At 29.1% G+C, this 24,509-nt stretch carries 28 protein-coding genes; 19 read left to right on the top strand and 9 right to left on the bottom strand.

The annotated features are described in order from the left end of the window. Positions 1–504: 504 nt before the first annotated feature. The 7 genes from gyrA to dnaA all read right to left on the bottom strand — a co-directional run bounded on the left by gyrA (position 505) and on the right by dnaA (position 9,465). Positions 505–3,042, bottom strand: a complete 2,538-nt coding sequence (gyrA, locus tag B3N22_RS08030; RefSeq protein ID WP_073021307.1) for a DNA gyrase subunit A — start codon at positions 3,040–3,042, stop codon at positions 505–507. 21 nt (positions 3,043–3,063) lie between these two features. Further along, a complete protein-coding gene (gene gyrB / locus B3N22_RS08025; protein ID WP_175550919.1) occupies positions 3,064–4,980 on the bottom strand; it encodes a DNA topoisomerase (ATP-hydrolyzing) subunit B in 1,917 nt (638 codons plus the stop codon). Positions 4,981–5,040: 60 nt separating this feature from the next. Further along, the gene (gene remB, locus B3N22_RS08020) at positions 5,041–5,301 is read right to left on the bottom strand and encodes an extracellular matrix regulator RemB (protein WP_021803992.1); all 261 of its coding nucleotides are present in this window, start codon (positions 5,299–5,301) and stop codon (positions 5,041–5,043) included. A gap of 13 nt (positions 5,302–5,314) precedes the next feature. After that, positions 5,315–6,400 (bottom strand): DNA replication/repair protein RecF, encoded by a 1,086-nt coding sequence (gene recF, locus B3N22_RS08015; protein ID WP_286906121.1) that lies wholly within the window; start codon positions 6,398–6,400, stop codon positions 5,315–5,317. A 57-nt stretch (positions 6,401–6,457) separates the two neighbouring features. Further along, on the bottom strand, positions 6,458–6,664 hold the full coding sequence (gene yaaA, locus B3N22_RS08010) for a S4 domain-containing protein YaaA (RefSeq protein WP_286906119.1): 207 nt from the start codon (positions 6,662–6,664) through the stop codon (positions 6,458–6,460). 77 nt (positions 6,665–6,741) lie between these two features. Beyond that, positions 6,742–7,851, bottom strand: coding sequence for a DNA polymerase III subunit beta (gene dnaN / locus B3N22_RS08005; RefSeq protein ID WP_286906117.1), 1,110 nt, complete (start codon positions 7,849–7,851; stop codon positions 6,742–6,744). A gap of 258 nt (positions 7,852–8,109) precedes the next feature. Further along, entirely contained in the window at positions 8,110–9,465 is a 1,356-nt protein-coding gene (dnaA, locus tag B3N22_RS08000) for a chromosomal replication initiator protein DnaA (protein WP_286906115.1), read from the bottom strand. Between the two features lie 559 nt (positions 9,466–10,024). On the opposite strand from dnaA, the gene rpmH reads away from it, so the two are divergent. The 13 genes from rpmH (at position 10,025) to B3N22_RS07935 (ending at position 19,825) form a co-directional block, all read left to right on the top strand. Continuing rightward, the gene (gene rpmH, locus B3N22_RS07995; RefSeq protein WP_021803997.1) at positions 10,025–10,159 is read left to right on the top strand and encodes a 50S ribosomal protein L34; all 135 of its coding nucleotides are present in this window, start codon (positions 10,025–10,027) and stop codon (positions 10,157–10,159) included. 56 nt (positions 10,160–10,215) lie between these two features. Further along, complete coding sequence (gene rnpA / locus B3N22_RS07990) at positions 10,216–10,602, top strand: ribonuclease P protein component (protein WP_073021296.1); 387 nt, start codon at positions 10,216–10,218, stop codon at positions 10,600–10,602. Further along, positions 10,562–10,774 (top strand): membrane protein insertion efficiency factor YidD, encoded by a 213-nt coding sequence (gene yidD, locus B3N22_RS07985; protein ID WP_175550921.1) that lies wholly within the window; start codon positions 10,562–10,564, stop codon positions 10,772–10,774. The genes rnpA and yidD overlap by 41 nt, the downstream gene beginning before the upstream one ends. Positions 10,775–10,794: 20 nt before the next feature. Continuing rightward, entirely contained in the window at positions 10,795–11,490 is a 696-nt protein-coding gene (yidC, locus tag B3N22_RS07980) for a membrane protein insertase YidC (RefSeq protein ID WP_286906112.1), read from the top strand. Positions 11,491–11,529: 39 nt separating this feature from the next. Further along, positions 11,530–12,156 carry an RNA-binding cell elongation regulator Jag/EloR gene (gene jag, locus B3N22_RS07975; protein WP_286906110.1) on the top strand — a complete coding sequence of 209 codons (627 nt, stop codon included), beginning with the start codon at positions 11,530–11,532 and terminating at the stop codon, positions 12,154–12,156. A 122-nt stretch (positions 12,157–12,278) separates the two neighbouring features. Further along, positions 12,279–13,652, top strand: coding sequence for a tRNA uridine-5-carboxymethylaminomethyl(34) synthesis GTPase MnmE (gene mnmE / locus B3N22_RS07970; protein ID WP_286906108.1), 1,374 nt, complete (start codon positions 12,279–12,281; stop codon positions 13,650–13,652). 8 nt (positions 13,653–13,660) lie between these two features. Next, positions 13,661–15,544, top strand: a complete 1,884-nt coding sequence (gene mnmG, locus B3N22_RS07965; protein WP_286906107.1) for a tRNA uridine-5-carboxymethylaminomethyl(34) synthesis enzyme MnmG — start codon at positions 13,661–13,663, stop codon at positions 15,542–15,544. An 11-nt stretch (positions 15,545–15,555) separates the two neighbouring features. Next, positions 15,556–16,275 (top strand): 16S rRNA (guanine(527)-N(7))-methyltransferase RsmG, encoded by a 720-nt coding sequence (gene rsmG, locus B3N22_RS07960; RefSeq protein WP_073021281.1) that lies wholly within the window; start codon positions 15,556–15,558, stop codon positions 16,273–16,275. 122 nt (positions 16,276–16,397) lie between these two features. Beyond that, positions 16,398–17,174 carry a nucleoid occlusion protein gene (gene noc / locus B3N22_RS07955; RefSeq protein WP_073021279.1) on the top strand — a complete coding sequence of 259 codons (777 nt, stop codon included), beginning with the start codon at positions 16,398–16,400 and terminating at the stop codon, positions 17,172–17,174. Between the two features lie 177 nt (positions 17,175–17,351). Next, positions 17,352–18,113, top strand: a complete 762-nt coding sequence (locus tag B3N22_RS07950) for a ParA family protein (protein ID WP_073021276.1) — start codon at positions 17,352–17,354, stop codon at positions 18,111–18,113. 10 nt (positions 18,114–18,123) lie between these two features. Then, complete coding sequence (locus B3N22_RS07945) at positions 18,124–18,987, top strand: ParB/RepB/Spo0J family partition protein (RefSeq protein WP_238907115.1); 864 nt, start codon at positions 18,124–18,126, stop codon at positions 18,985–18,987. A 37-nt stretch (positions 18,988–19,024) separates the two neighbouring features. Then, a complete protein-coding gene (locus B3N22_RS07940) occupies positions 19,025–19,525 on the top strand; it encodes a DUF4446 family protein (protein WP_238907114.1) in 501 nt (166 codons plus the stop codon). A 57-nt stretch (positions 19,526–19,582) separates the two neighbouring features. Then, a complete protein-coding gene (locus B3N22_RS07935) occupies positions 19,583–19,825 on the top strand; it encodes a hypothetical protein (protein ID WP_238907113.1) in 243 nt (80 codons plus the stop codon). Positions 19,826–19,832: 7 nt separating this feature from the next. On the opposite strand, the gene yyaC is transcribed toward B3N22_RS07935, so the two are convergent. Together yyaC and ytvI are read right to left on the bottom strand one after the other, a co-directional pair. Next, a complete protein-coding gene (gene yyaC / locus B3N22_RS07930) occupies positions 19,833–20,417 on the bottom strand; it encodes a spore protease YyaC (protein ID WP_286906101.1) in 585 nt (194 codons plus the stop codon). A 51-nt stretch (positions 20,418–20,468) separates the two neighbouring features. After that, positions 20,469–21,527, bottom strand: a complete 1,059-nt coding sequence (gene ytvI / locus B3N22_RS07925) for a sporulation integral membrane protein YtvI (protein WP_073021261.1) — start codon at positions 21,525–21,527, stop codon at positions 20,469–20,471. A 276-nt stretch (positions 21,528–21,803) separates the two neighbouring features. Here ytvI and B3N22_RS07920 point away from each other — a divergent pair, with 276 nt between their 5' ends. The 6 genes from B3N22_RS07920 to B3N22_RS07895 all read left to right on the top strand — a co-directional run bounded on the left by B3N22_RS07920 (position 21,804) and on the right by B3N22_RS07895 (position 24,490). After that, complete coding sequence (locus B3N22_RS07920; RefSeq protein ID WP_073021259.1) at positions 21,804–22,700, top strand: mechanosensitive ion channel family protein; 897 nt, start codon at positions 21,804–21,806, stop codon at positions 22,698–22,700. A gap of 15 nt (positions 22,701–22,715) precedes the next feature. Continuing rightward, positions 22,716–22,922: a DUF951 domain-containing protein gene (locus B3N22_RS07915; protein ID WP_073021257.1), complete on the top strand. Its 207-nt coding sequence runs from the start codon at positions 22,716–22,718 to the stop codon at positions 22,920–22,922. Between the two features lie 105 nt (positions 22,923–23,027). Further along, positions 23,028–23,315, top strand: coding sequence for a 30S ribosomal protein S6 (gene rpsF / locus B3N22_RS07910; RefSeq protein ID WP_073021255.1), 288 nt, complete (start codon positions 23,028–23,030; stop codon positions 23,313–23,315). Positions 23,316–23,328: 13 nt separating this feature from the next. Continuing rightward, the gene (locus tag B3N22_RS07905; protein ID WP_021804015.1) at positions 23,329–23,778 is read left to right on the top strand and encodes a single-stranded DNA-binding protein; all 450 of its coding nucleotides are present in this window, start codon (positions 23,329–23,331) and stop codon (positions 23,776–23,778) included. Between the two features lie 23 nt (positions 23,779–23,801). Then, positions 23,802–24,047 (top strand): 30S ribosomal protein S18, encoded by a 246-nt coding sequence (gene rpsR / locus B3N22_RS07900; protein WP_021804016.1) that lies wholly within the window; start codon positions 23,802–23,804, stop codon positions 24,045–24,047. 128 nt (positions 24,048–24,175) lie between these two features. After that, positions 24,176–24,490, top strand: coding sequence for a MazG-like family protein (locus B3N22_RS07895; RefSeq protein ID WP_073021253.1), 315 nt, complete (start codon positions 24,176–24,178; stop codon positions 24,488–24,490). Positions 24,491–24,509 lie beyond the last annotated feature (19 nt).

The raw sequence follows: 24,509 nt of genomic DNA, 5'->3' as shown, positions 1-24,509 counted from the left end.
TTTTTTCTTTTTCGCTAATCTCTCTCAGCGACAAGTGTTATCTTATCATATACACTTTTCTCTGTCAACAAGTTTTTTCATTTCTTTTTGATCAATTTTTGTTGATTAATTTCTTATCTGAAATGTTTTGTTGTTCTTGCGACGTGTTTTATCTTAACACCTATATGCTACATAATATTTCTCAATATTCCTAGTTATATTAAATTAATCTTATTTATCTAATAATTCCTTTTAATTTCTTTGTTTTCTTATTATTGATACACTAGGACATGTTTCTATACTAAATTGCTATTTAAATTTAAATACACTATATTTTCTTCTATATTTATTATTTATATACTCCTTTGTTTAACTTATTTTTTGTACTTTTTATAAATAAATATGTTTTATTTTTATTTATAATATTTGAATGTATTATATATTTTCCTATTTGATTTGCTAATTTATAATAATAAAAAGCCACTACAATTTTATAATTTGTAATGACTTTTTATTATTTTTTGTTTATTTTTCTTCTTCTGATCTTTCTAATAGTTTCTCTATAGAAGTATCATCCTCAGTTTTCACTGTATCTATACTTTCTACTACTACTTCCTGTAGAATTTCATTCTTTTCACTGCTATCTGCTGAAGATATTTTTGCAACTGCAACAACTTTTTCCTCTCCTAATGTTCTCATAAGAGTTACTCCCATTGCGGATCTACTAGTTATTGATATATCAGCTACATTAATTCTTATAGCTACTCCTGATGTGTTTATAAGCATCATTTCATCATCTTTTTTGCATACAGACGCTCCTACTAATTTACCAGTCTTCTCTGCAACTTTATAAGTTATAAGTCCTACTCCACCTCTATTTTGAGTTTTATACTCTGTTAAAGGTGTTCTTTTACCAAAACCATTTTCACTTATAACTAATAATTCTTCATCATCTGTTGCTATATCCATACAAACTGCAATGTCATTCTTTCTTAAGGATATTGCCTTTACCCCAGATGCTGTTCTACCCATTGGTCTTACATCTTTTTCACTGAATTTTATAGCATATCCGTCTTGAGTAACAATAATTATCTTAGCATCTCCAAATGTTAACTTAACTTTAAGAAGTTCATCTTCATCTCTCAAATTAAGAGCTATTAATCCATTCTTTCTTAGATTCTTAAATTCACTTAAAGGTGTCTTTTTGACTATTCCATTTTTTGTAGCCATAAATAAGTATCCCTCTAAATTAGGATCCTTTATAGAAAGTACAGTTTCAACTCTTTCATCTTGTTCTATTGGAATTATATTAACAAGATTAGTTCCTTTTGCTGATCTTCCTGCATCAGGTATCTCATATGCTCTAACTTTATATACTCTACCTCTATTAGTAAAGAATAATACATCTGAGTGAGTTGATGTTACTACAACATGATCAACAAAATCATCCTCTTTAGTAGTCATTGCCTGTATGCCTTTTCCCCCTCTTTTTTGAGCAGAATAAGTATCAGCTGCAATTCTTTTTACATATCCACTATGAGTTAATGTAATAACGATATCCTCTTCTTGTATTAAGTCTTCAAGATCAATTTCATTTTCTTGTTTCTCTATTTGAGTTCTTCTTTCATCGCCATATCTACTCTTTATTTCTAAAAGTTCTTCTTTTATAACTTCTAGAAGTTTGACTTCTGATCCTAATATATCTTTTAATCTATTTATTAGTACCATAAGCTCGTTATATTCATCTTCTATTTTATCTCTTTCTAGTCCTGTTAATCTTGCAAGTCTCATATCTAGTATAGCTTGAGATTGTTTTTCACTTAATGCAAATCTTTCAATAAGAGTGTTTCTAGCTATTTCTGAGTTTTTAGATCCTCTTATAATGCTTATAACTTCATCAATATTATCTAATGCTATCTTTAATCCTTCTAAGATATGAGCTCTTTCTTCAGCTTTACTTAGTTCAAATTCTGTTCTTCTAGTTATTACTTGCTTTTGGAAGTTTATATAATGAACTAGTATTTCTTTTAAATTAAGTACCTTTGGTTCATTATCAACTAATGCCAACATTATTACTCCAAAAGTATCCTGCATTTTAGTATGTTTATATAATAAATTAAGAACTACACTAGGATTTGCATCTCTTTTTAGTTCAATTACTATTCTCATACCATCTCTATCTGACTCATCTCTTAAATCATATATTCCATTTATTTTTTTGTCTTTAACTAAATCTGCTATATTTTCTATTAATTTAGCTTTATTTACTTGGTACGGTATTTCGGTAACAACTATTCTATGTCTTCCGTTTTCCTCTTCTATATCAGCTTTTGCTCTAACTATAACTTTACCTTTTCCAGTTTCATAAGCTTCTCTTATTCCATTTTTGCCCATTATAGTTGCCGCTGTTGGAAAGTCTGGTCCTTTAATTTTAGACATTAAATCAAGAACCGTAACCTCTGAATTATCTATTAGCATTATTGTTCCATCTATAATTTCACCTAAATTATGTGGAGGTATATTAGTTGCCATTCCAACTGCAATACCAGATGACCCATTAACTAAAAGATTAGGAAATCTTGATGGTAATACTACTGGCTCTTGCTCTTCTCCATCGAAATTATCTATAAAGTCTACGGTATTTTTGTTAATGTCTCTTAATATTTCTGATGAAATTTTGTTCATTTTTGCTTCTGTATATCTCATTGCTGCTGCTGAGTCACCGTCTACAGAACCAAAATTTCCATGTCCATCAACTAACATATACCTCATAGAGAAATCTTGTGCCATTCTAACTAAAGCATCATATACAGATGAATCTCCATGTGGATGATATTTACCTAAAACTTCTCCAACTATTCTTGCGCATTTTCTGTATCCCTTATCTGGTCTTATCCCCAATTCATGCATAGAAAATAAAATTCTTCTATGCACTGGTTTTAATCCATCTCTAACATCAGGAAGTGCACGGCCTACAATTACACTCATAGCATAATCAATATAACACTTTTTCATTTCATTTCTTATGTCAACGGGTACTACTTTTCCCTCATTTAAACTCATAGGTTTCACCTCAATTTTTAACTATATATCTAGATTAACTACTTTTTTTGCATTATTAGTTATGAACTCTCTTCTAGGTTCTACTTTGTCTCCCATTAAAATAGTGAATATTTCATCTGCTGCCATTGCATCATCAACAGTAGCTTTTAATAATGTTCTTTTATCAGGATCCATTGTAGTTTCCCAAAGTTGACTTGCATTCATTTCTCCAAGTCCCTTATATCTTTGTATGTTGGTATTATTATCTTTTCCGCCTATTTCTTTTAAGACTACTTCTAATTCAGCATCAGTATATGCATACCACTCTTTTTTATTTCTAGTAACTTTATATAGTGGTGGTTGCGCTATATATACATGCCCTCCGTCTATAAGCTCTCTCATATATCTATAGAAGAACGTCAATAATAGTGTTCTTATATGAGCTCCATCTACATCTGCATCTGTCATTATTATTATTCTGTTATACCTTATTTTTTCTACATCAAAATCGGTTCCTATTCCAGCACCAAACGCAGTAATCATACTTCTAATCGAATCAGCATTAAGAATTCTATCTAATCTTTGTTTCTCAACATTTAATATTTTTCCTCTAAGTGGTAATATAGCTTGGAATCGTCTATTTCTACCTTGTTTAGCCGATCCCCCCGCAGAATCACCCTCAACTATATAAATTTCACATTCTAGAGGATCTTTAGATGAACAGTCTGCAAGTTTCCCTGGTAAAGAACTTCTTTCCAATACTGATTTTCTTGTTAATTCTCTAGCTTTCCTAGCAGCTTCTCTAGCTCTAGCTGCAACTAAAGCTTTATCTATTATTATTTTACCTATATTAGGATTTTCTTCTAAGAATAAAGAAACCGTTTCTCCTACTACTCCGTCTACTATTCCTCTAACCTCTGAATTTCCCAACTTAGTTTTTGTTTGACCTTCAAATTGTGGATCTGATATTTTTACTGATACAACCGCAGTTAGTCCTTCTCTAATATCATCTCCAGATAAATTTTTGTCAGCATCCTTTAAATGCCCGAATTTTTTTCCATAGTCGTTAACAGCTCTTGTTAATGCAGTTTTAAATCCTACTAGATGGGTTCCCCCCTCTATAGTATCTATGTTATTTGCAAAAGAAAATATGTTTTCATTATAACCATCGTGGTATTGAAGTGCTACTTCAACAGCTACACCATCTTTTAATCCTTCAACATATATAGGCTCCTTATGAAGAACTTCTTTGTTTCTATTTAAATAACTAACAAAAGATTTAATTCCACCTTCGTAGTAATATAATTCCTCATTTTCATCTCTTTCATCTACAAGTCTTATGTTTATTCCTTTATTTAAAAAAGCTAACTCTCTTAACCTTTTCGATAAAATCTCAAAATCAAAAACTGTTTCTTCAAAAATTTCTTCATCAGGCTTAAAATGAGTTTTAGTACCATGAGCTTCTGGTTCTGATTCTTCTAGTTTAATTAATGGTGTTAATACATTACCTTTAGAATAGCTTTGTTTCCATATATATCCATCTCTTGTTACTATAACTTCGCAAGCTTCTGAGAGAGCATTAACAACCGATGCTCCTACCCCATGTAATCCACCGGATACTTTATATCCTCCACCGCCGAATTTTCCTCCAGCATGTAGGACTGTCATTATAACTTCAACAGTAGCTTTTCCTAGCTTATCATTTATCCCTACCGGCATGCCTCTACCATCATCTATTACAGTTATTGAATTATCTTCATGTATATAAACATCTATATTTTTACAATAACCTGCTAAGGCCTCATCTATACTATTATCAACTATTTCATAAACCAAATGATGAAGACCTCTAGAACTAGTGCTTCCTATATACATTCCTGGTCTTTTTCTTACTGCCTCAAGTCCTTCAAGAACCTGAATCTGGCTGTCGTCATATTTTTGCTTATTTTCCTCCAACATTAACTCCTCCTAAACTATAATTTTATTTTTTATCTATATTAAGTTAAACATTGGAACAACTTATGTATTGTAATCTATGTCTGTTCTTTTTGTTAAAGTAGATGAGGATATCGGCGAAAGATATATTTTACTTTTTTTATTAACTTCAGCAATAACAAAAGATTTTGGTTTTTCTTTTGATATTCTTTGTACGAATCCATCCTCCTCAGCTAGCCTTAAAAACTGACTAGTATCTGAACTATACATAGTATTTTGTAAATCAAATATTCCTATAACATCTTTTATAGGAACTACAACATTTTCTCCCAAGTGTAAAAACACAAATATTCCTCCTTTAAACTTTAACACTACCATCCTTAACGTTAAAAACTTTTGCACTTTCTTTTATATATTTAGATATATCTTCTATTCCTGTACAGGTTATTAAGGTTTGTATTCCGTGAATAGAATTTAAAATATATGCTTTTCTAGTAAAATCTAATTCTGATAATACATCATCTAAAAGAAGTACAGGATATTCTTTCGTGATATCTTTTATGATGTTCAACGAAGCGAATTTTATGGTTAAAACTGCCGTTCTTTGTTGTCCCTGCGATCCATAACTCTTAGCATCAATATTATTTATAAGTATTATAAAATCATCTCTATGTGGTCCAATACTAGTAATTCTTCTTTCGATATCCTTTGGTCTGTTTTTTAAAAGTCCTTCTTTCATGGATATTTCTATATTTCCTAAATCTTTCACACTAGAGACATATTTAAATTCAATATCTTCTTTTCCAGAAGTAATGTCTTTATGAATTGCTTTCCCATGATTATTCAAGTTATTTATATAATTAATACGATCTTTTATTATTTGCTCTGCAAAATTTGATAATTGTTCATCATAAACATCTAGAATGAATTCATCTATTTTTCTATTTTTTAAAACTAAATTTCTTTCATTTAAAACCTTATTATATTGAACCAGATTATAATAATACCTATTACTTAGTTGGCACAACTCCATATCTATAAATCTTCGTCTTATCCCTGGAGATTCTTTAACTATTTTTAAGTCTTCTGGAGAAAACATAACTACATTGAAAACTCCAATTAGTTCCCCTATTTTAGTTATTTTTATAGAATTAACCCGAATAGATTTTTTTCCATCTTTCAAAATATTAATATCTATTTTTTTATCCAGTCTATCCTTACTTACACTCACACTAACATAAGCATTATTTTCATTCCAATTAACAAGTTCCCTATCTTTTGAATTTCTATGAGATCTTGCAAAACCACAATAATAAATTGATTCTAGTATATTAGTTTTTCCTTGAGCATTATTTCCTATAAACACATTTACAGCTGGACCAAGTTCTATATCCAGCTTCCTATAATTCCTATAATTTAATAACATTAATTTTTTTATATACATAAAAACACCCAACTTGATTATAACACATAATATCTTTTGTGGCTTTACATGAAAATTTTAAACAATTTTAAAACTTTCATGCTCTATAGAAATTATATCTCCACTTCTTAATTTTCTTCCTCTTTGGGTACATACTTCTCCATTAACTAAAACTTCACCATCTTGAATTATCATTTTAGCCTCAGATCCTAATGAAACTGCTCCTACCCATTTTAGAAATGAATCTAACTTTATAAATTCTGTATTTATACTAACTTCATTCATACATAACTCCTCATTACAGATGCATAATTATTATTTTTAGTATATTTATGCATCTGTAAATTTGCTCCTCCCTTAAATTATCTAGCTAATCTTACAGGTAAAACTAGATATTTACTATCTTCTATATTTTTATTTCTAATAACACAAGGACTTACACTAGATGTTAACTCCAAAATAACTTCCTCTTCATCCATAACTTTTAGCACATCTAATAAATATCTAGAGTTAAATGCAATTTGCATTTCATCTCCTTGCAAATTCACCGAAACCTCTTCTCTTACTTTTCCCAATTGAGAATTGGATGTTATGATTAAAGTGTCTTCTTTTAATTCAAATTTTATAAGATTAGTGTTTCCTTCTTTTGCCATAAGAGAAGCTCTTTCTATTCCATTTTGAAGTTCTTGTTTATTTGCAGTTACCAATCCTTTATATTCTTGAGGAAGTAAAGAGCTGTATTTTATAAATTCTCCCTCTAATAATCTTGATATAACTTTAGTGTCACCTAAGTTAAATAATATGTGATTAGTAGTAAATGTTATATCTACGTCTTTATCTGTATCTTCTAATATTTTTGCAACTTCATTTAATGTTTTTCCTGGAATGACAGAACTTATTGTATTTTCTGAGTCTATGATTTCTTTTCTTATAGCTAATCTATAGCCATCTAATGCAACTAAATTTAAATATGAATTGTTTACTTCAAAAAGAATTCCTTGAAGTATAGGTCTTGCTTCATCTTGAGCTATTGCAAAAGATGTACCTTTAATCATATTTTTTAATAAGTTTTGAGGAATTGAAAATATTTTAGTTTCGTTTATGTTTGGTAAAGATGGAAATTCGTCGCTGTTCATATAAAGTAAATTAAAGACAGATTTTTTACAAGTTATTTGTATAGTATTATCTTCGCCAATTTGTAGTTGTTCTATTACAATTTTGTCATTTGGTAGTTTTCTTATAATTTCTCCAAATAATTTAGCATCTACAACTATTGTTCCTTTTTGTAGTACTTCAGCATTTATTTTTGTTTCTATTGATATATCTATGTCAGATCCAATTAATGTTAATCCTTCAGAATCTGCTTTTATATAAATACCTTCTAAAATAGGCATAGTAGATTTTCCAGTTATAGCTTTTTGGGCTATTGATATAGCCTCTTGTAATTTTGTTTTTTCACATATGAATTTCAATATAAAACCTCCCTAATTATTCACAGCAAAATTGCTATAAATATAGATAAAATTAATAATAAAATATAGTAACAATAGTAGTAGGGACTGTGGATTTGTTTATAAGTACCTCTAGGCCTTATAAACACAAAAAAGTTAACAAAAAAATACTGTGGATAAGTTGAGTGTATTTACTATAAACTATCCACATTATTAAAAGCAAAATGTTAATTAAAATTTTATCAACAGAATATTAACTTTAGTTATGTACATTGTTAATTATTTTTGAGTAAGCTTCTTTGTTAAATCATTTATTGTATTTTGTGTTGATTCATCATTTTTTAAACTACCAGATATTTTTTCATATGCATGAATAACGGTAGTGTGATCTCTTCCACCAAATTCTTCTCCTATTTTAGGTAAAGATAAATCTGTAAGTTTTCTACTTAAATACATAGCTATTTGTCTTGGATATGCGATGTTTCTAGTTCTTCTTTGAGATTTTAGGTCCTCTACTCTTAAGTTATAATATGATGAAACAACATCTTGAATTGTTTCAATGGTTATATTTTTGCTTTGTTTATTGGATATGATATCTTTTAACGCCTCTGTAGCTAGATCTACTGTAATATCTCTACCGGTAAGAGATGAATACGCAACTATTCTAATAAGGGCGCCTTCTAACTCTCTAATATTAGATTTAATTTTTGTAGCTATATAGACCATTACTTCGTTAGCAACATTTAAATTTTCTACATCTGCTTTCTTCTTTAATATCGCCATTCTAGTTTCAAAATCAGGTGCTTGAATATCAGCGATAAGCCCCCATTCGAATCTACTTCTTAATCTGTCTTCTAAAGTAGGGATTTCTTTAGGTGGTCTATCAGATGATAGAATTATTTGTTTACTGGCTTCATGAAGAGCATTAAATGTATGGAAAAATTCCTCTTGAGTTCTCTCTTTACCAGCTATAAATTGAATATCATCAATAAGAAGCACATCTATATTTCTATATTTATTTCGAAATTCTTCATTTTTATCATCTTTAATTGCATTAATAAGTTCATTAGTAAATTTTTCAGATGATACATAAACAACTTTAGATTTTGAGTTATTTTGAAGAATATAGTGTCCTATAGCATGCATTAAGTGAGTTTTTCCTAGACCAACTCCCCCATATATAAATAAAGGATTATAAGCTTTAGCAGGTGATTCAGCAACAGCAAGTGATGCAGCATGGGCAAATCTGTTGGAATTACCTATAACGAACGAGTCAAAAGTATATTTAGGATTTAAGGTTGCTAGCATTAAATCATTTACTACAACAGCACTGTTTTTTTTATTATGTCTCAACGTAGTATCTTCTGAATGTAATTCACTAGTATCGGATTCAATTAAAAACTCTATATTATATTTCTTAGATGAAATAAGTTTTATTGCATTAGCTACCAAATCCTTGTATCGTTGTTCCAATATGTCCTTAGTAAATTCGTTAGGAACGCCTAGTTTTATGCTATCAGAAGATATAGATAAAGGTTCGCAACTTTTTATCCAAGTATTAAAACTAACTTCAGACATTTCACTTTTTATTATGTTTAATGTTTTTTCCCATAGTTGATTTAGTTGGGTATCCATCGTATATCCTCCAGTTACCTAATTATAAAAATTTCAAAAAAAGTATGTATAAATAAAAAAATCTATAAATATAAACAACTTACTAACAGAAAATATGTACACATCCTATAATGATTGACTATGTATAAAAAAATATTCACATGTTAATAAATTTGTTGATATGTTTTAAAGTGTATATAAAAAGTTATGTTATCAACAATTGTGGAAAAAATAAAATCAACACTATAAACAATGAATAATATCTTGAAATAAGATAAAAATATATAAGGTGATGATGAGAACTGCCAAAAGTTGAACAAGTTATACACATAAATATCCACAGCTGTGGATAAGTTTGGTGTGAAATTAATTTATTCACAACATATTATTAATAATAACATAAATAAACAAAGGGGTTCAATAATTTATCCACAATTTTTATCTTTGTTAAGTATTTTATTAACATATTAAGTTTTCTTGACATGACTATTAAGGAAATATATAATTAAAAGGTAAAACTCAAAATGAGCAATAATATAGTTTTACTATATAAAATATAATTTGAAGGGGGTGTAGCTACATGTTCATGACATACCAACCTAAAAAGAAACAAAGAAAAAGAGAACATGGATTTAGAAAGAGAATGAGCACTTTATCTGGAAGAAACGTGCTTAAGAGAAGAAGACTAAAAGGAAGAAAAAGATTAACAGCATAAGGGCCGCTTTTGTGGCCTTTTTCTGCAAATGCAGAAATAAAAGGGAGACTTGATAAATGAGTATACAAAAACTAAGAAAAAATCTTGAGTTTAGAAATGTATATAGAAGAGGAAAGTCTTTTTCTAATGATACTTTAGTTTTATATATATTTTATAATAGAAGAAATAGAGATAATAATGATAAATTTAATAGGATTGGGATATCAGTAAGCAAAAAAGTTGGAAAGAGTGTAGTTAGGAGTAGAGTTAAAAGGTTAATTAGCGAGTGTTATAGATTGAATTGTAATAACTTGAAAGAAGGACACGATTTAGTTTTTATTGCTAGAAATGCTATTAAAGATAAGAGCTATTGGGATATAGAAAAAGCTATGCTTAATTTATTTAAAAGGTCAGGGATGATATATAATGAAAAGGATTTTAATAATTCTGATAAAGTTTTATAAAAGGTTCATTTCTCCTATGATGAGGTCCAATTGTATATACATACCAACTTGCTCTCAATATGCAATTGATGCAATTGAAAAATATGGAGCTATAAAAGGAAGTTTTATGGCTATAAAAAGAATTTTAAGATGTCATCCTTTCCACAAGGGTGGTTATGATCCAGTTAAGTAAATTACTAGGAGGTATTTATTTTGTTTAATGGTATAGCTGAACTTTTATATACGGTTGTAGAAAAGTTACAAGGTTTTATTTCAAATATAGGAATAACAGATATAGGTGTATCTTATGTTTTATCAGTATTACTTCTTACATTAATAATAAGATTGTTGATATTACCACTAAATATAAAGTCTATGAAGTCAACAGCTAAGATGCAAGAGATTCAACCTGAATTAAAAAAGATACAAACTAAGTATAAAAATAATCCTGAAAAATTACAACAAGAAACCGTAAAGTTGTATAAAGAAAATAATGTTAGTATGACGGGTGGATGTCTTCCAATGATAATTCAGATGCCGATATTATTTGCTTTATATGGTGCATTTATGAAAATTACTGCAGTAGAAGGACAGTCATTTTTATGGATAGCAGATTTATCTAAAAAAGATCCGTCTTTTATATTACCAGTTTTAGCAGCGGCTTTAACATACTTATCAACGGTGTATTCTACAAAAGCAAATTCTGCATCTGCAGCTCAGGCACCAGGAACTCCAAATATGGGTTCTATGAATATAGCTATGTCTGTTATGATAGGAGTATCAGCGATTAATTTTAGATCATTACTAGTTTTATATTGGATAATGGGTAGCGTAATACAAATAATCCAAACATATGTTATAGTTACTTTACCTAAGAAAAGAAAAGAAAAGCAAGCTCAAATTTCATAGATATTTATTTTATATAACTGCAGGGTAGGTGAATTTAATATGAAGTTAATAGAAGTTAATGGAAGAACTGTAGATGAGGCAGTAGATTCTGCCTTAAAGGAACTGAATGTTACTAAAGATAAAGTTGAAATTGAAATCCTAGATGAAGGAAATAAAGGATTTTTAAACATTTTTGGTGCAAAACCTGCCAGAATAAAAGTTAAAGTTAAAAGAGATTATATAGTTGAAGCAAAAAGTTTTTTGAGAAATGTTTTAAATTCTATGGAAATTAAGGCTGAAATAAGAATGAAGGAAGAAGATGATACTCTAAATATTAATCTAATTGGTCCTAATATGGGATTAATTATTGGTTATAGGGGGGAAACCTTAGATTCTTTGCAATATCTTATTTCTCTTGTAGTTAATAAAGGGCATGAAAATCCTTATAAAAGGGTAGTACTAGATACTGAAAATTATAGAGCTAAGAGAGAAGAAACTCTTAAACGATTAGCTGGAAAAACTGCATTTAAAGTACGAAAATTTAAAAAGGCTATTAAATTAGAACCTATGAATCCTTACGAAAGAAGGATAATACATGCGGCATTACAAAATGATAAATCCGTATACACTTACAGTGAGGGACAAGAGCCTTTCAGAAAAATAGTTATTGATTTTAAAAGAGATTAGAAAGCCTGTTTGGGCTTTCTTTTATATATTCAATAAATTTTGACTAAGATAAATCTATTATGTAAAATATTTTGTAGTAGGGATATATTAGGTATAAATTTTTTAAGGAGGCCTAGTTAATAATGAAAGAGTTTGATACTATAGCTGCCATTGCTACTCCAGTTGGAGAAGGGGGCATATCTATAATAAGAATTTCTGGAAGTAATTCATTGGATATTGTTGATAAAATATTCAAGGCTAAAAATAATAAAAGTATTTTAGATATGAAATCTTATACTATGAGATACGGATATATAGTAAATGATGGAGATATTATAGATGAAGTAATAGTAAGCTTTATGAAAGGTCCTAAGAGTTTTACTTCAGAAGATATAGTTGAGATAAATTGTCATGGTGGAGTTGTTTCAACAAATAAAGTTTTGGATTCGGTTATAAGATTTGGTGCTAGACTTGCAGAACCAGGTGAGTTTACTAAAAGGGCATTTTTAAATGGAAGAATAGACTTAAGTCAAGCAGAGGCTGTTATTGATATAATAAGAGCAAAAACAGACTTGTCTATGAAATCTGCTTTAGCTCAAAGTCAGGGATTACTTTCCCAGGAAATAAATAAATTAAAAGAACATCTTCTTAATGCTTTGGCGTTAATAGAGTATGATGTTGATTTTACGGAAGATGAAGAAGAACCAGATGAGACTATTCCAATAAGAGTAGAAGAAAATTTGGTAGAGTCTATAGACAAAATTAATAAACTAATTGTAAATGCTGAGGAAGGTAAAATATTAAGGGAAGGTTTAAACATGGTTATAATAGGAAAACCTAATGTTGGAAAATCTTCTTTGCTTAACTATTTACTTCAAGAAAAAAGGGCTATAGTAACTGATATTCCTGGAACAACTCGAGATGTAATAGAAGAATATATAAATTTAGATGGAATTCCAGTTAAAATTGTTGATACCGCTGGTATTAGAGAAACAGAAGACATTGTAGAGAAAATAGGTGTTGAAAAATCTAAAGAAAAAATAGATGAGGCAGATTTAGTGGTATTAATGCTGGATATTAGTAGGGATTTTGAAGAACAAGATAGAGAGATAGTTAACTATATTAAAGATAAAAAACATATAGTACTTTTAAATAAGGTGGATTTAGATTATAAGATAAATAGAGATAGTCTTATAGATTTAGAAAATATCTTGGAAGTCTCTATTAGAAATGATGAAGGCATAGAATCTTTTAAAAATAAGATTAAAGAGTTATTTTTTGGTGGAAAATTACAAAGCGAAAGTATTATTATATCCAATACAAGGCATAAAGAAGCTCTATATAGAGCAAAAGAAAATTGTGAATTAGCTTTAATGAGTGTAAGGAAAAATGAGTTTTTGGATTTAATATCTATATATGTAACCTCTGGATTAAAGGCTCTTGGTGAGATTACTGGTTCAGAGATTGAAGAAGATTTAGTGAATAAGATCTTCTCAGAATTCTGTGTAGGAAAGTAGGAAAAAATATGAAGTATTTAGGCGGAATATTTGATGTTATAATAGTTGGAGCAGGTCATGCAGGTAGTGAAGCTGCTCTTGCTTCAGCGAGAATGGGATGCAAGACTTTATTGTGCACAATGAATTTAGATTCTGTAGCATTTATGCCTTGCAATCCCAATATTGGTGGAACAGCAAAAGGACATTTAGTAAAAGAAGTTGATGCCTTAGGGGGAGAAATGGGCGTTAATATAGATTATACTTTTATTCAATCGAGAATGTTAAATACCTCAAAAGGACCTGCAGTACACTCTTTAAGAGCTCAAGCTGATAAAAAAAGGTACCAAGAGAGAATGAAAAATATAATTGAGAATCAAGAAAATCTTTTTTTGCGTCAACTTGAAGTAACAGAACTTGAAGTGGAAGATGGAAAGGTTACTGGAGTAGTTACTAAAAATGGAGCAGTCTTTAAAGCTGCATCAGTGGTATTGGCAACAGGTACATATCTTAAAGGAAAAGTTATAATTGGGGAAACTGCGTATAGTAGTGGCCCTAATGGATTATTTCCTGCAAATGATTTATCTCAGTCATTATTAGATTTAGATATATCGTTAAGAAGGTTCAAAACAGGTACTCCTGTAAGAATAAATAAACGTAGTGTGGATTTCAGCAATATGTCCGAGCAAAAAGGTGATGAAAAAATAGTCCCATTCTCATTTATGCATGATAATATTGATAAAGAGCAGGTATCTTGTTGGTTAGCTTATACTAATGAAAATACTCATGAGGTTATAAGAAAAAATATAAATAGATCTCCAATTTATAATGGGTCAATCGAAGGAATAGGTCCTAGATACTGCCCATCTATTGAAGATAAAGTAATGAGATTTCCAGATAAATTGCAACATCAAATTTTTATAGAACCTGAGGGTAATGATACTGAAGAAATGTATGTAGGTGGAATGAGCTCATCATTGCCTGAGGATGTTCAAATAGAAATGTTAAGAACTATAAAGGGTTTGGAGAATGTTGAAATAATGAGAACTGCCTATGCAATAGAGTATGATTGCATTGATCCAACTCAATTAAAACCTTCTTTGGAATTCAAAAATATAAAAGGATTATTTGGTGCAGGTCAACTTAATGGAAGTTCGGGTTATGAAGAGGCGGCAGCGCAAGGTATAATTGCTGGAATAAATGCAGCTTTAAACGTAAAAAATGAAGAGCCTTTGATTTTAACTAGATCTGATGCTTATATTGGTGTTTTAATAGATGATCTTGTTACTAAGGGAACATCTGAACCATATAGAATGATGACATCTCGTTCAGAGTACAGGTTATTATTAAGGCAGGACAACGCGGATTTAAGATTAACTGAATTTGGATATAAAGTTGGATTAGTAACAGAAGAGCGATATAAAAGATATTTGAATAGAAAAAATAATATAGAACAAGAAATTGATAGAATGAAGAAGCTTCAAGTAACTAACAAAAGAGAGAATAACGAAATATTGTTAGCTTTAGACTCTTCAGAGTTAAAGAAACCTATTTCCATGTATGAGCTTATTAAAAGGCCGGAATTAGATTATTTTTCTGTAAGCCGATTGGATGAAGAGAGAGTAGATTTACCTTATAATATTGGAGAACAAGTAAATATAATTGCAAAATATGAAGGTTATATAGATAAGCAACTTGAACAGGTAGAACAGTTTAAAAAAATAGAAAAGAGATTAATACCACAGGAATTAGACTTTAACGATATTAGAGGATTAAGAAAAGAGGCTATTCAAAAGCTAGCGAAGATTAGACCAATTAATATAGGGCAGGCATCAAGAATTTCTGGTGTATCTCCAGCTGATATTTCTGTTTTATTAATTTATATGGAACAATACAGTAGACAAAAAAATTCTTAAAGGAGAGTTATATGGAATTCTTTGATTTAATGAGTAGAGCTTGTAAAGATGTAGGTTTAGAATTAACAGAAGAGAAATACAATAAATTTATAATGTATAAAGATCTTATACAAGAATGGAATAAACAAATAAATCTAACAGCCATTATTGAAGATGAAGACATAATAAAAAAACATTTTATAGATTGTATAAAAGCTTTTAAAGTAGATGAATTTAAAAATGCAAAATCTATAATTGATGTTGGAACAGGAGCAGGATTTCCTGGTATTCCATTAGCTATAATGAATGAAGATGTTGAAATAACTCTTCTAGATTCACTAAACAAAAGAGTTAATTTCCTTAATGTTGTAGTTAATAAATTAACTCTTAATAACGTTACAACTATTCACTCTAGAGCTGAAGATGGTGCTAGAAATAGTGAATTAAGAGAAAAATTTGATATAGCAACATCTAGAGCAGTTGCGAACATGAGTGTGTTATCAGAGTTATGTATTCCTTATGTCAAAAACAATGGACATTTCATTGCACTTAAAGGTCCATCTATTGAAGGTGAGTTAGAAGGGTCTCGAAATGCATTAAAGGTACTTGGTGCAAAATTAATAGATGTGGTAGAAGTTGAAGTTGAGGATACTGATTTAAAACACAATTTAGTTTTAGTGAAAAAGATTAAATCAACCTCAAATATTTATCCAAGGAAGGCTGGAACTATAAATAAAAAACCGATTGTGTAAATTCTTAGATTATTTTGTCTAACGATTTTTAAATATAAAAGAAGGATAAATTAATGTCTTTGTAGAAAATGTTAAATAATGGGAAATAATGTTAAACCAATAGTAAGGGATGGTAGAGGTCTATGCAAAATGAAGTCTTGTATGTAAATATAGAAAGTATTATACCAAATACTTATCAACCTAGGAAATTCTTCGATGAAGAAACTTTAGTAGAATTATCTCAATCTATAAAACAATATGGAATTATACAACCTTTAACTGTTAGAAAAAGAGGAGTTAGCTATGAATTAGTTGCAGGTGAAAGAAGATGGCGTGCAGCAAAATTAGCAAATATTCAAACTGTTCCTTGTAATATAATTGATATAACTGATACAGAATCGGCTGAGATTGCTTTATTGGAAAATCTACAAAGAGAGGACTTAAACTTTATTGAAGAAGCTGAAGCATATTACAACCTAATAAATGAACATAATTTTACTCAAGATGAATTAGCTAATAGAATGGGAAAAAAGCAATCTACAATTGCAAATAAACTGAGGTTACTAAAACTTGACTCTAAAATTAGAGAGTTATGCTTAGAAAATAGTTTAACAGAAAGACATGCTAGGGCTTTATTATCTTTACCAAATGAAGAAATGCAATTAAAAGTTGTAAAGAAAATTATAGAACAAGGTTTAAATGTTAAGAAAACTGAAGAACTTATAAATAAAGAGCTATTAAAATTAGCTGGGGATGAGTTAAGCTCAAAAGGTACAAAAAGAATAACAGGAATATTTTCTCCTAAGATATATGTTAATTCAATAAAACAAGTATTTGATAAGTTCAAGATTCCAGCTCAATATAAATCTAAGGACTGTGGCGAGTATATTCAGATTACCGTAAATATACCAAAGAAATAAATCTTGAAATCCATCTATTAGTAGGTGGATTTTTTTATTATAAAAGAATAAAGTGTTTCACGTGAAACATTTTTATTAAATTTGAATTATAAATTAGATAAATGCTTTTAATATATGTATTTAAAATATATAATGTTATTGTACATAATAAAATTAAGGGATAAAAGAGGGGGAACTATGAAAGTTATATGTGTTTTTAATCAAAAAGGCGGAGTTGGTAAAACTACTACTAATATAAATTTATGTTCATATTTAGCAATGGAAGGGTACAAGGTTTTAGCAATAGATATGGATCCTCAGGGAAACACTACTTCTGGAGTTGGCATAGATAAGAGGATATTAGAAAAATCTATATATGACGTTATAACTTCAGATGTACCCTTAGAAGAAATTATACAGCAGTCAAGTTTGGTAGAAAATCTATACATAGCACCTGCAACAATGGAATTAGCTGGAGCAGAAGTTGAGATAATAAATAATACTCAGAGAGAAAAAATTCTATTAAATCAAATTAAGAAGTTAGATGGAAAATTCGATTTTGTATTTATTGATTGCCCGCCTTCGTTAGGGATACTAACTATTAATGCATTAACCAGTTCAAATTCTGTTTTTATACCAATTCAATGTGAATTTTATGCTTTGGAAGGCGTTGGTCAACTTATAAATACAATTGGTTTAGTAAAAAAGTCCTTAAATAAGAATATAGATATCGAGGGTGTTGTTATGACTATGTATGACAGCAGAACAAATTTGAGTAATGAAGTGCTTAAGGAAGTTGATAAATATTTCGGAGATAAGGTATATAAAACAACAATTCCTAGAAATATTAGGTTAGCTGAGGCTCCAAGTTTTGGACTACCTATAATGTTATATGATGATAAATGTAAAGGTGCAGAATCATATGCAAATTTGACAAAAGAATTTTTAAGTAGGCAATAAGGGGTAGGATATGAGTAAAAAATTTGGACTAGGGAAAGGGTTAAATGCTCTAATCCCTAATGATTATGAAGAAATAGCAGTGGAAAAAAGCAGTCAAAGTTTAATATCACTAAATGATATTAAAGCTAATAGAGAGCAGCCAAGAAAAAGTTTTGATAATGAAAAAATATTGGAGTTATCACAATCAATTAAAAATCATGGCATTATTCAACCTTTAATTTTAAAAAAGAAAGATGATTTTTATGTAATAATTGCAGGAGAAAGAAGATGGAGAGCCGCAAAATTAGCAGGTTTAAAAGAGGTTCCAGCAATTATAATGGATATCACAGATAGAGAGTTGCTAGAACTTTCTTTAATAGAAAATATCCAAAGAGAGGATTTAAATCCTATAGAAGAAGGAAAAGCTTTTAAAAAATTACTTGAGGATTTTAATTTAACTCAGGAATCTTTGAGTGAAACTCTATCCAAATCCAGAACATCTATAACGAATACTATGAGATTACTTAATTTAGATGATAGAGTTCAAGATTATATAATAGATGGTGTTATTAGTGAAGGTCATGGAAGAACTTTATTAGGAATTAAAGAAAAGGATATTCAATATGAACTTGCACAAAAGGTTATAGATGATAAAATATCTGTACGTGAACTAGAAAAAATAGTTAGAAATATTACGGATATTAAAAATGAAAAAAAATTAGAGGAAAAGATTAAAGATTTATCTATTTACTACAAAGATATTAGAGAAAAATTAGAAAACTACTTTGGAACTAAGGTCAATATTGAAAAAAAGAAGAATAAAGGTAAAATAGAAATAGAGTATTATTCTGAAGAAGATTTACAAAGAATATTAGATATAATTAATATGCAATAGACAGTTTCACGTGAAACATAATGAAAAGGAGAAAATGATGGAAAATATACTTAGTATTATAAATTCTTACGGAGCATATATATTTATGGGTATGGGAGTAGTAATAGTATTATTATTCATTCTAATAATGATATTATTTAGATCTCTTAATAAGGTTGAAAATAGGTATAGAAAATTAATGCGTGGAGCAAATAGTAAAAATATTGAAGAGCTAATAATGGGATATCTAGACAAAGTAGATAAAGCAAATGAAAAATCTCAAGAGGCATTTGATCTATGCAATAAAGTTGAAGAAAAAATGAAAAAGTCAATTCAAAAGGTTTCTGTTATAAGATATAAGGCGTTTGAAGATGTTGGAAGCGATTTGAGTTTCTCTGTAGCACTTTTAGATGAAAACAATGATGGTGTGATACTTACAGGAATATATGGAAGAAATGAAAGCACTACTTATGCAAAACCAATAGATAAAGGAATATCAAGATATGATTTATCAGAAGAAGAGATGAGTGTTTTAAATAAAGCAATTGGAACTGTTTAATACAAAAGTATAAAAACCTCCCTTAAAGAAATACTAGCTTTAAGGGAGGTTTTTTACATGAATATATACATAAGTGATGAACTAGAGTATCTAAGAAAAGATTTTATAAGTAAAGGATATAAATTAGTAAAAGATCCTTATAAAAGTGATGTAATATTAACCAATCTAAAAGAAACAAACTTAAGTAATATCAATAATAGAATGAGAAATTCAAATATAATAATAATAGATTCTGTAAGTAGGAATATAAAAGATATAGAAAATATATTAACAAACTACTATGGAAATGACTTGTATTAAATATATTCTATAAATTTTCTAAAACTTTACCGATGGAGTTATTTCTACCACCAATAGCTTTTATAGCAAAATGATAAATACCTTTAGATATAGTGTCAGCTAAAGTCATAACTGTGAAAAGTCTAGTATTTTGAAGAACCATAAATTCAAAATTTCCAGAAATATTAACAATACCAGTTATGCTTAAATCCCCTACAGCCGGTAGGTCTTTATTAACAGCTAGGCCAGGAAACAACGGTTTTTGGTCCAATATAACCTTACCTACATTCTGAAGATTACCTAAACAAGCATCAATGGCAATGATATATGGATCATCATATAAAGAATTAATTTCATTAAGTGTTTGGTGAAGATTTTTTGCATGTACAGGATTCTCTAAATCTCCATAAAGTATAATGTTTTTTCTGATTAAACATTTGAGTTTATAACCAACTAAAGGACCAAGAGAATCTCCAGTGGATCTATCAGTGCCAATGCATATAAAAACAATAGTTCTATTATCACTTATTATAGGTTTTAACTTTTCAAATAGATAATCTCTTATTTCAAATATAGTTTTTGAAGACGTAGCATCGCAAATTAATTTAGACATAAAAAAACCTCCTTTAAATGAAATTATTTCCATTTAAGGAGGTTTCTATACTTAAAGAATACCTTCTTCTTTAAATATAGCATAAAACACTACCATAAACATACAAAAGAACATACCTGAAACACCATTAGCTTTTAATCCAATAAATATGGCAGCTAATACTGCAACAGGATTTAATCCTAATGAAGTTGACATAACCTTAGGTTCAATAATTTGTCTTGTGATAAATACAATGACATACCAAATCAATAAACCTACGCCAACCAAATGATTTCCAATAAACAGATTATAAATAATTAATGGTATATAAATCATAGGCATTCCTAGTACAGGCAATAGATCTAACAATGCACATAACATACTAAGGATAAGTGCATATTTAACTCTAAAGATAGTAAAGCCAATAAGAGTGATTACAAAAGACATCAAAATTAATAACATATATGAAATTCCATAAGTAATAAGTTTATGTCTTACCTTGGCAAAAATAACAAAAAAAGAATTGTTCTCTAAAGGTAATGAAGACATCAAATCTCTTGAGTCAGAGGTTGCAAATTTTTTTGTAAAGAAGTATGTTGTTAAAAGTGTAAAAATTATTATCATAAGCATGTAAGGAATATAAGAAGCAACTGATAAAACAAAAGTAACAACTGATGATCCAACTGAAACACTAATATTTACAATTTTACTTATAGACCCTGATGTAGCATCTTGAATAGAGCTAATTATAACTGGGTCTATATCTAGATTATAAAAGTAATCCTGAATTTCAGTAAACTTAGTCGCAATATCAGCAGGGTTTTTGGATAAGTATTCCTGAACATTTTTTGTTAAATTTACAATTTGAGAAGATAATGACCCAATGAGTATAGTTATTGTTATAATAAGTATAGAGAAAAACAAAAGCGTTGTTATAATTGAAGCTAACGAATCCTTTAATTTAAAGCTCTTAATTAGGTACTTAGTTGGTTTACGCAAAATCAAAGCAAATAAAGCAGCAAGCACAAATGGAACTGTGTATGGCAAGGTTTTAAAGAAAATAATAAATCCCAATGTGTAAAGAATAAAAAAAAGTGCTAATTTGCTAATTTTATCTTCAAACTTTTTCATGATCATCTCCCCTTTAATAAAGTACTTATAAGCAATAAGCTTGTTCTACACATTATACCAAATATTTCATAATACATAAAGTCTAATTGATAAGTGAAGTATAAAAGATAGAATATTAAATTTTAGACTATACAAAAAAAATTTAATCAATAATATTAAAATATAACTTAAAAAAATAATGGATGTTTTGTATAATATAATATGAAAAAGCATGAAATAAGTTTTGTGTAAAACTAATGAAAGATAAGCACAAGTAAATAGCTGGAGGAAGATTAAATGTATATATTAAACTCTTTTTTTTCGATAGATTTTGATAGTGAGAAGGTATATATAGGAAAATATCCTATTGATCTAGAAAAAATTCAAAATATAATAGGTAAAATTATTCAGATTATAATAATATTAATATTAATGGCAATAGCTATTAAAGTGGGTAATTATATTATAAATAGGTTTGTGAAAAGGCAGGCAATGAGTAGAGCAAGTTTTACATTAGATGAAAAGAAAGCTACTACTATTGGGGAGGTTTTAAAAAGTATATTAAGATATTCAGTTTACTTTTTTGGAGTAGCTGCAATTGTTGCAAATATATTTACCGGTATTTCATTAACTTTAGCATCTATTGGAGGGGTAGCTTTAGGGTTTGGAGCTCAAAATCTAGTTAAAGACTTGATAAATGGATTTTTTATATTATTTGAAGATCAATATGCTGTAGGAGATTATGTAACCATAGGTTCATTTTCTGGAACAGTTGAAACAATTGGTATTAGGACAACAGTACTAAAAGGATTTAGTGGAGATATTCATTTAATACCAAATGGAACAATACAGCAAGTAACAAACCATTCTAGAGGAGCAATGAAGGTAGAAGTTGATGTTGTTGTACCTTATAAAGAAAACTATGATAAAGTATCAAATATAATAAATAATGCATGTAAGAAAGTCGTTGAAGAAAATGAAAATGTTATAGATGAGCCTAAGGTATTAGGAATAGTTTCATTAGATAGTTCATCAATGACAATAAGAGTAAATGGAACAAGTAAGCCAATGGGACAATGGGAAATAGAAAGAACCTTGAAGAAGGAAATCAAAAAAGCACTAGAAGAAGGATCAATAGAAATACCATATCCTAGAACTGAAATGATAACAATTAAAAGTATTGATAACGAGTAAAGAGTGGGGGAATAAATAATGGAAGAATTTAATTTAGGTGATGTAGTATTAATGAAAAAACAACATCCTTGTGGAAGCTCTGAATGGGAAATAATAAGACTAGGAGCAGATATAAAAATAAAATGTGTTGGATGTGGAAGGCTAGTAATGCTACCTAGAAATAAATTTCAAAAAGGGGTAAAAAAAATCGTAAATTCTACTAAAGAGGAAAAAAGCAAATAATTTACATAATAATGCTTGAAATAGATATATAAAAGTGATATACTAGTTTATTGTAAGTCCCTGCTATGTTTAGCATAGCCAATAGTCCGGAGGGAGGTGAAAAGAATGAGAAAATATGAAACTATATTTGTAATACACCCATCATTCGAAGAGGAGGCTGTTAAAGCTACAATCGAGAAGTTTAAAGGTGTTATTGAAAATGGTGGAGGAACTGTTGACAACGTAGATTTCTGGGGTAAGAGAAAACTTGCTTATGAAATAAAAAAAGTTAACGAAGGATTCTACACATTATTCAACTTCAGTGCTAACCCAGAATTACCAAGCGAGTTAGACAGAGTATTTAGAATAACAGACGGAATCATAAGACACATAATAGTTAAAGAAGAGAAATAAGGTGGTGTTTTGAATGAATAAAGTAGTTCTAATAGGCAGACTTACTAAAGATCCTGAGTTAAAGTTTACTCCAGGAAATGGTACTGCAGTAACCACTGTAACTCTAGCAGTTGATAAGTATAATTCTTCAACTGGACAAAGAGAAGCGGACTTTATCTCAGTAACAATATGGGGTAAACAAGCGGAATCTACGGCTAATTACATGAGCAAAGGAAGCTTAATGGCTATTAGCGGTAGAATACAAACTAGATCTTATGATGCTAAAGATGGAACCAAGAGATATGTTACAGAAGTTGTTGCTAATGAAGTAAGCTTCTTGAGCAAATCTAATTCTTCTTCAAATGGAAGAAGCAATGGTTTCAACAATGGTTCTGAATATAATGCGCCACAAGATACATTCGGTGGTGGAATGAGCTTTGAAGAGGATATGACTCCTGTAGATGATGGAGACATTCCATTCTAAAATTTAGGTAAGGAGGGAAAATGATGAGCAGAGAAGTAAGAAAAGGCGGCAAGATGAGAAGACCAAAGAGAAAAGTTTGTGCTTTTTGTGTTGATAAAGCTGACTCTATAGATTATAAAGATATAAATAAGCTAAGAAAGTATGTTACTGAAAGAGGTAAGATATTACCAAGAAGAATTTCAGGTACATGCGCAAAACATCAAAGACAATTAACTGATGCTGTAAAGAGAGCTAGAAATATAGCTTTATTACCATTTACAACAGAGTAAACAAAAACCCCTGTATAAGGGGTTTTATTTTTTATTATGAGAATTTTAAAAAGGTATAGTTGAAATAGTATCAAAAAAAAACTAAAATAGATATACAGGGTATTGAATAATAAAGGGGGGAGCGGTCCTTGAAGAAAGATAATTTAAATATAATGGGTGACATAAAGTTAATTGAAGAAATGAAAGCTCAATTATTGTGTATAATAGGAGAATTTTATTTATTATTAACTAAGGGAAGTAATGTGGCTAAAGATGCAGTTTTAGAGTGTATATCTTCAGCAATGATAATATTATATCTACTAGGAGAAAAGCTCGGATATTCATATATACAGATAGATGAAAATACAAAAGAAAAAATAAGAATTGGTATATTAGATGATGATGAAGATAAATATGGAAGTTCACTAAATAAATTGCATAGCCATTTAAAAGATAGAGTATAATTTATAAATATAGAGTACT

The sequence above is a fragment of the Clostridium sp. UBA1652 genome (genome assembly GCF_002320975.1).
Taxonomy (GTDB): Bacteria; Bacillota; Clostridia; order Clostridiales; family Clostridiaceae; genus Clostridium_T; species Clostridium_T intestinale.
The sequence above is the reverse complement of the archived record's forward strand: the minus strand, read 5'-3'. Positions and strand labels throughout refer to the sequence as shown.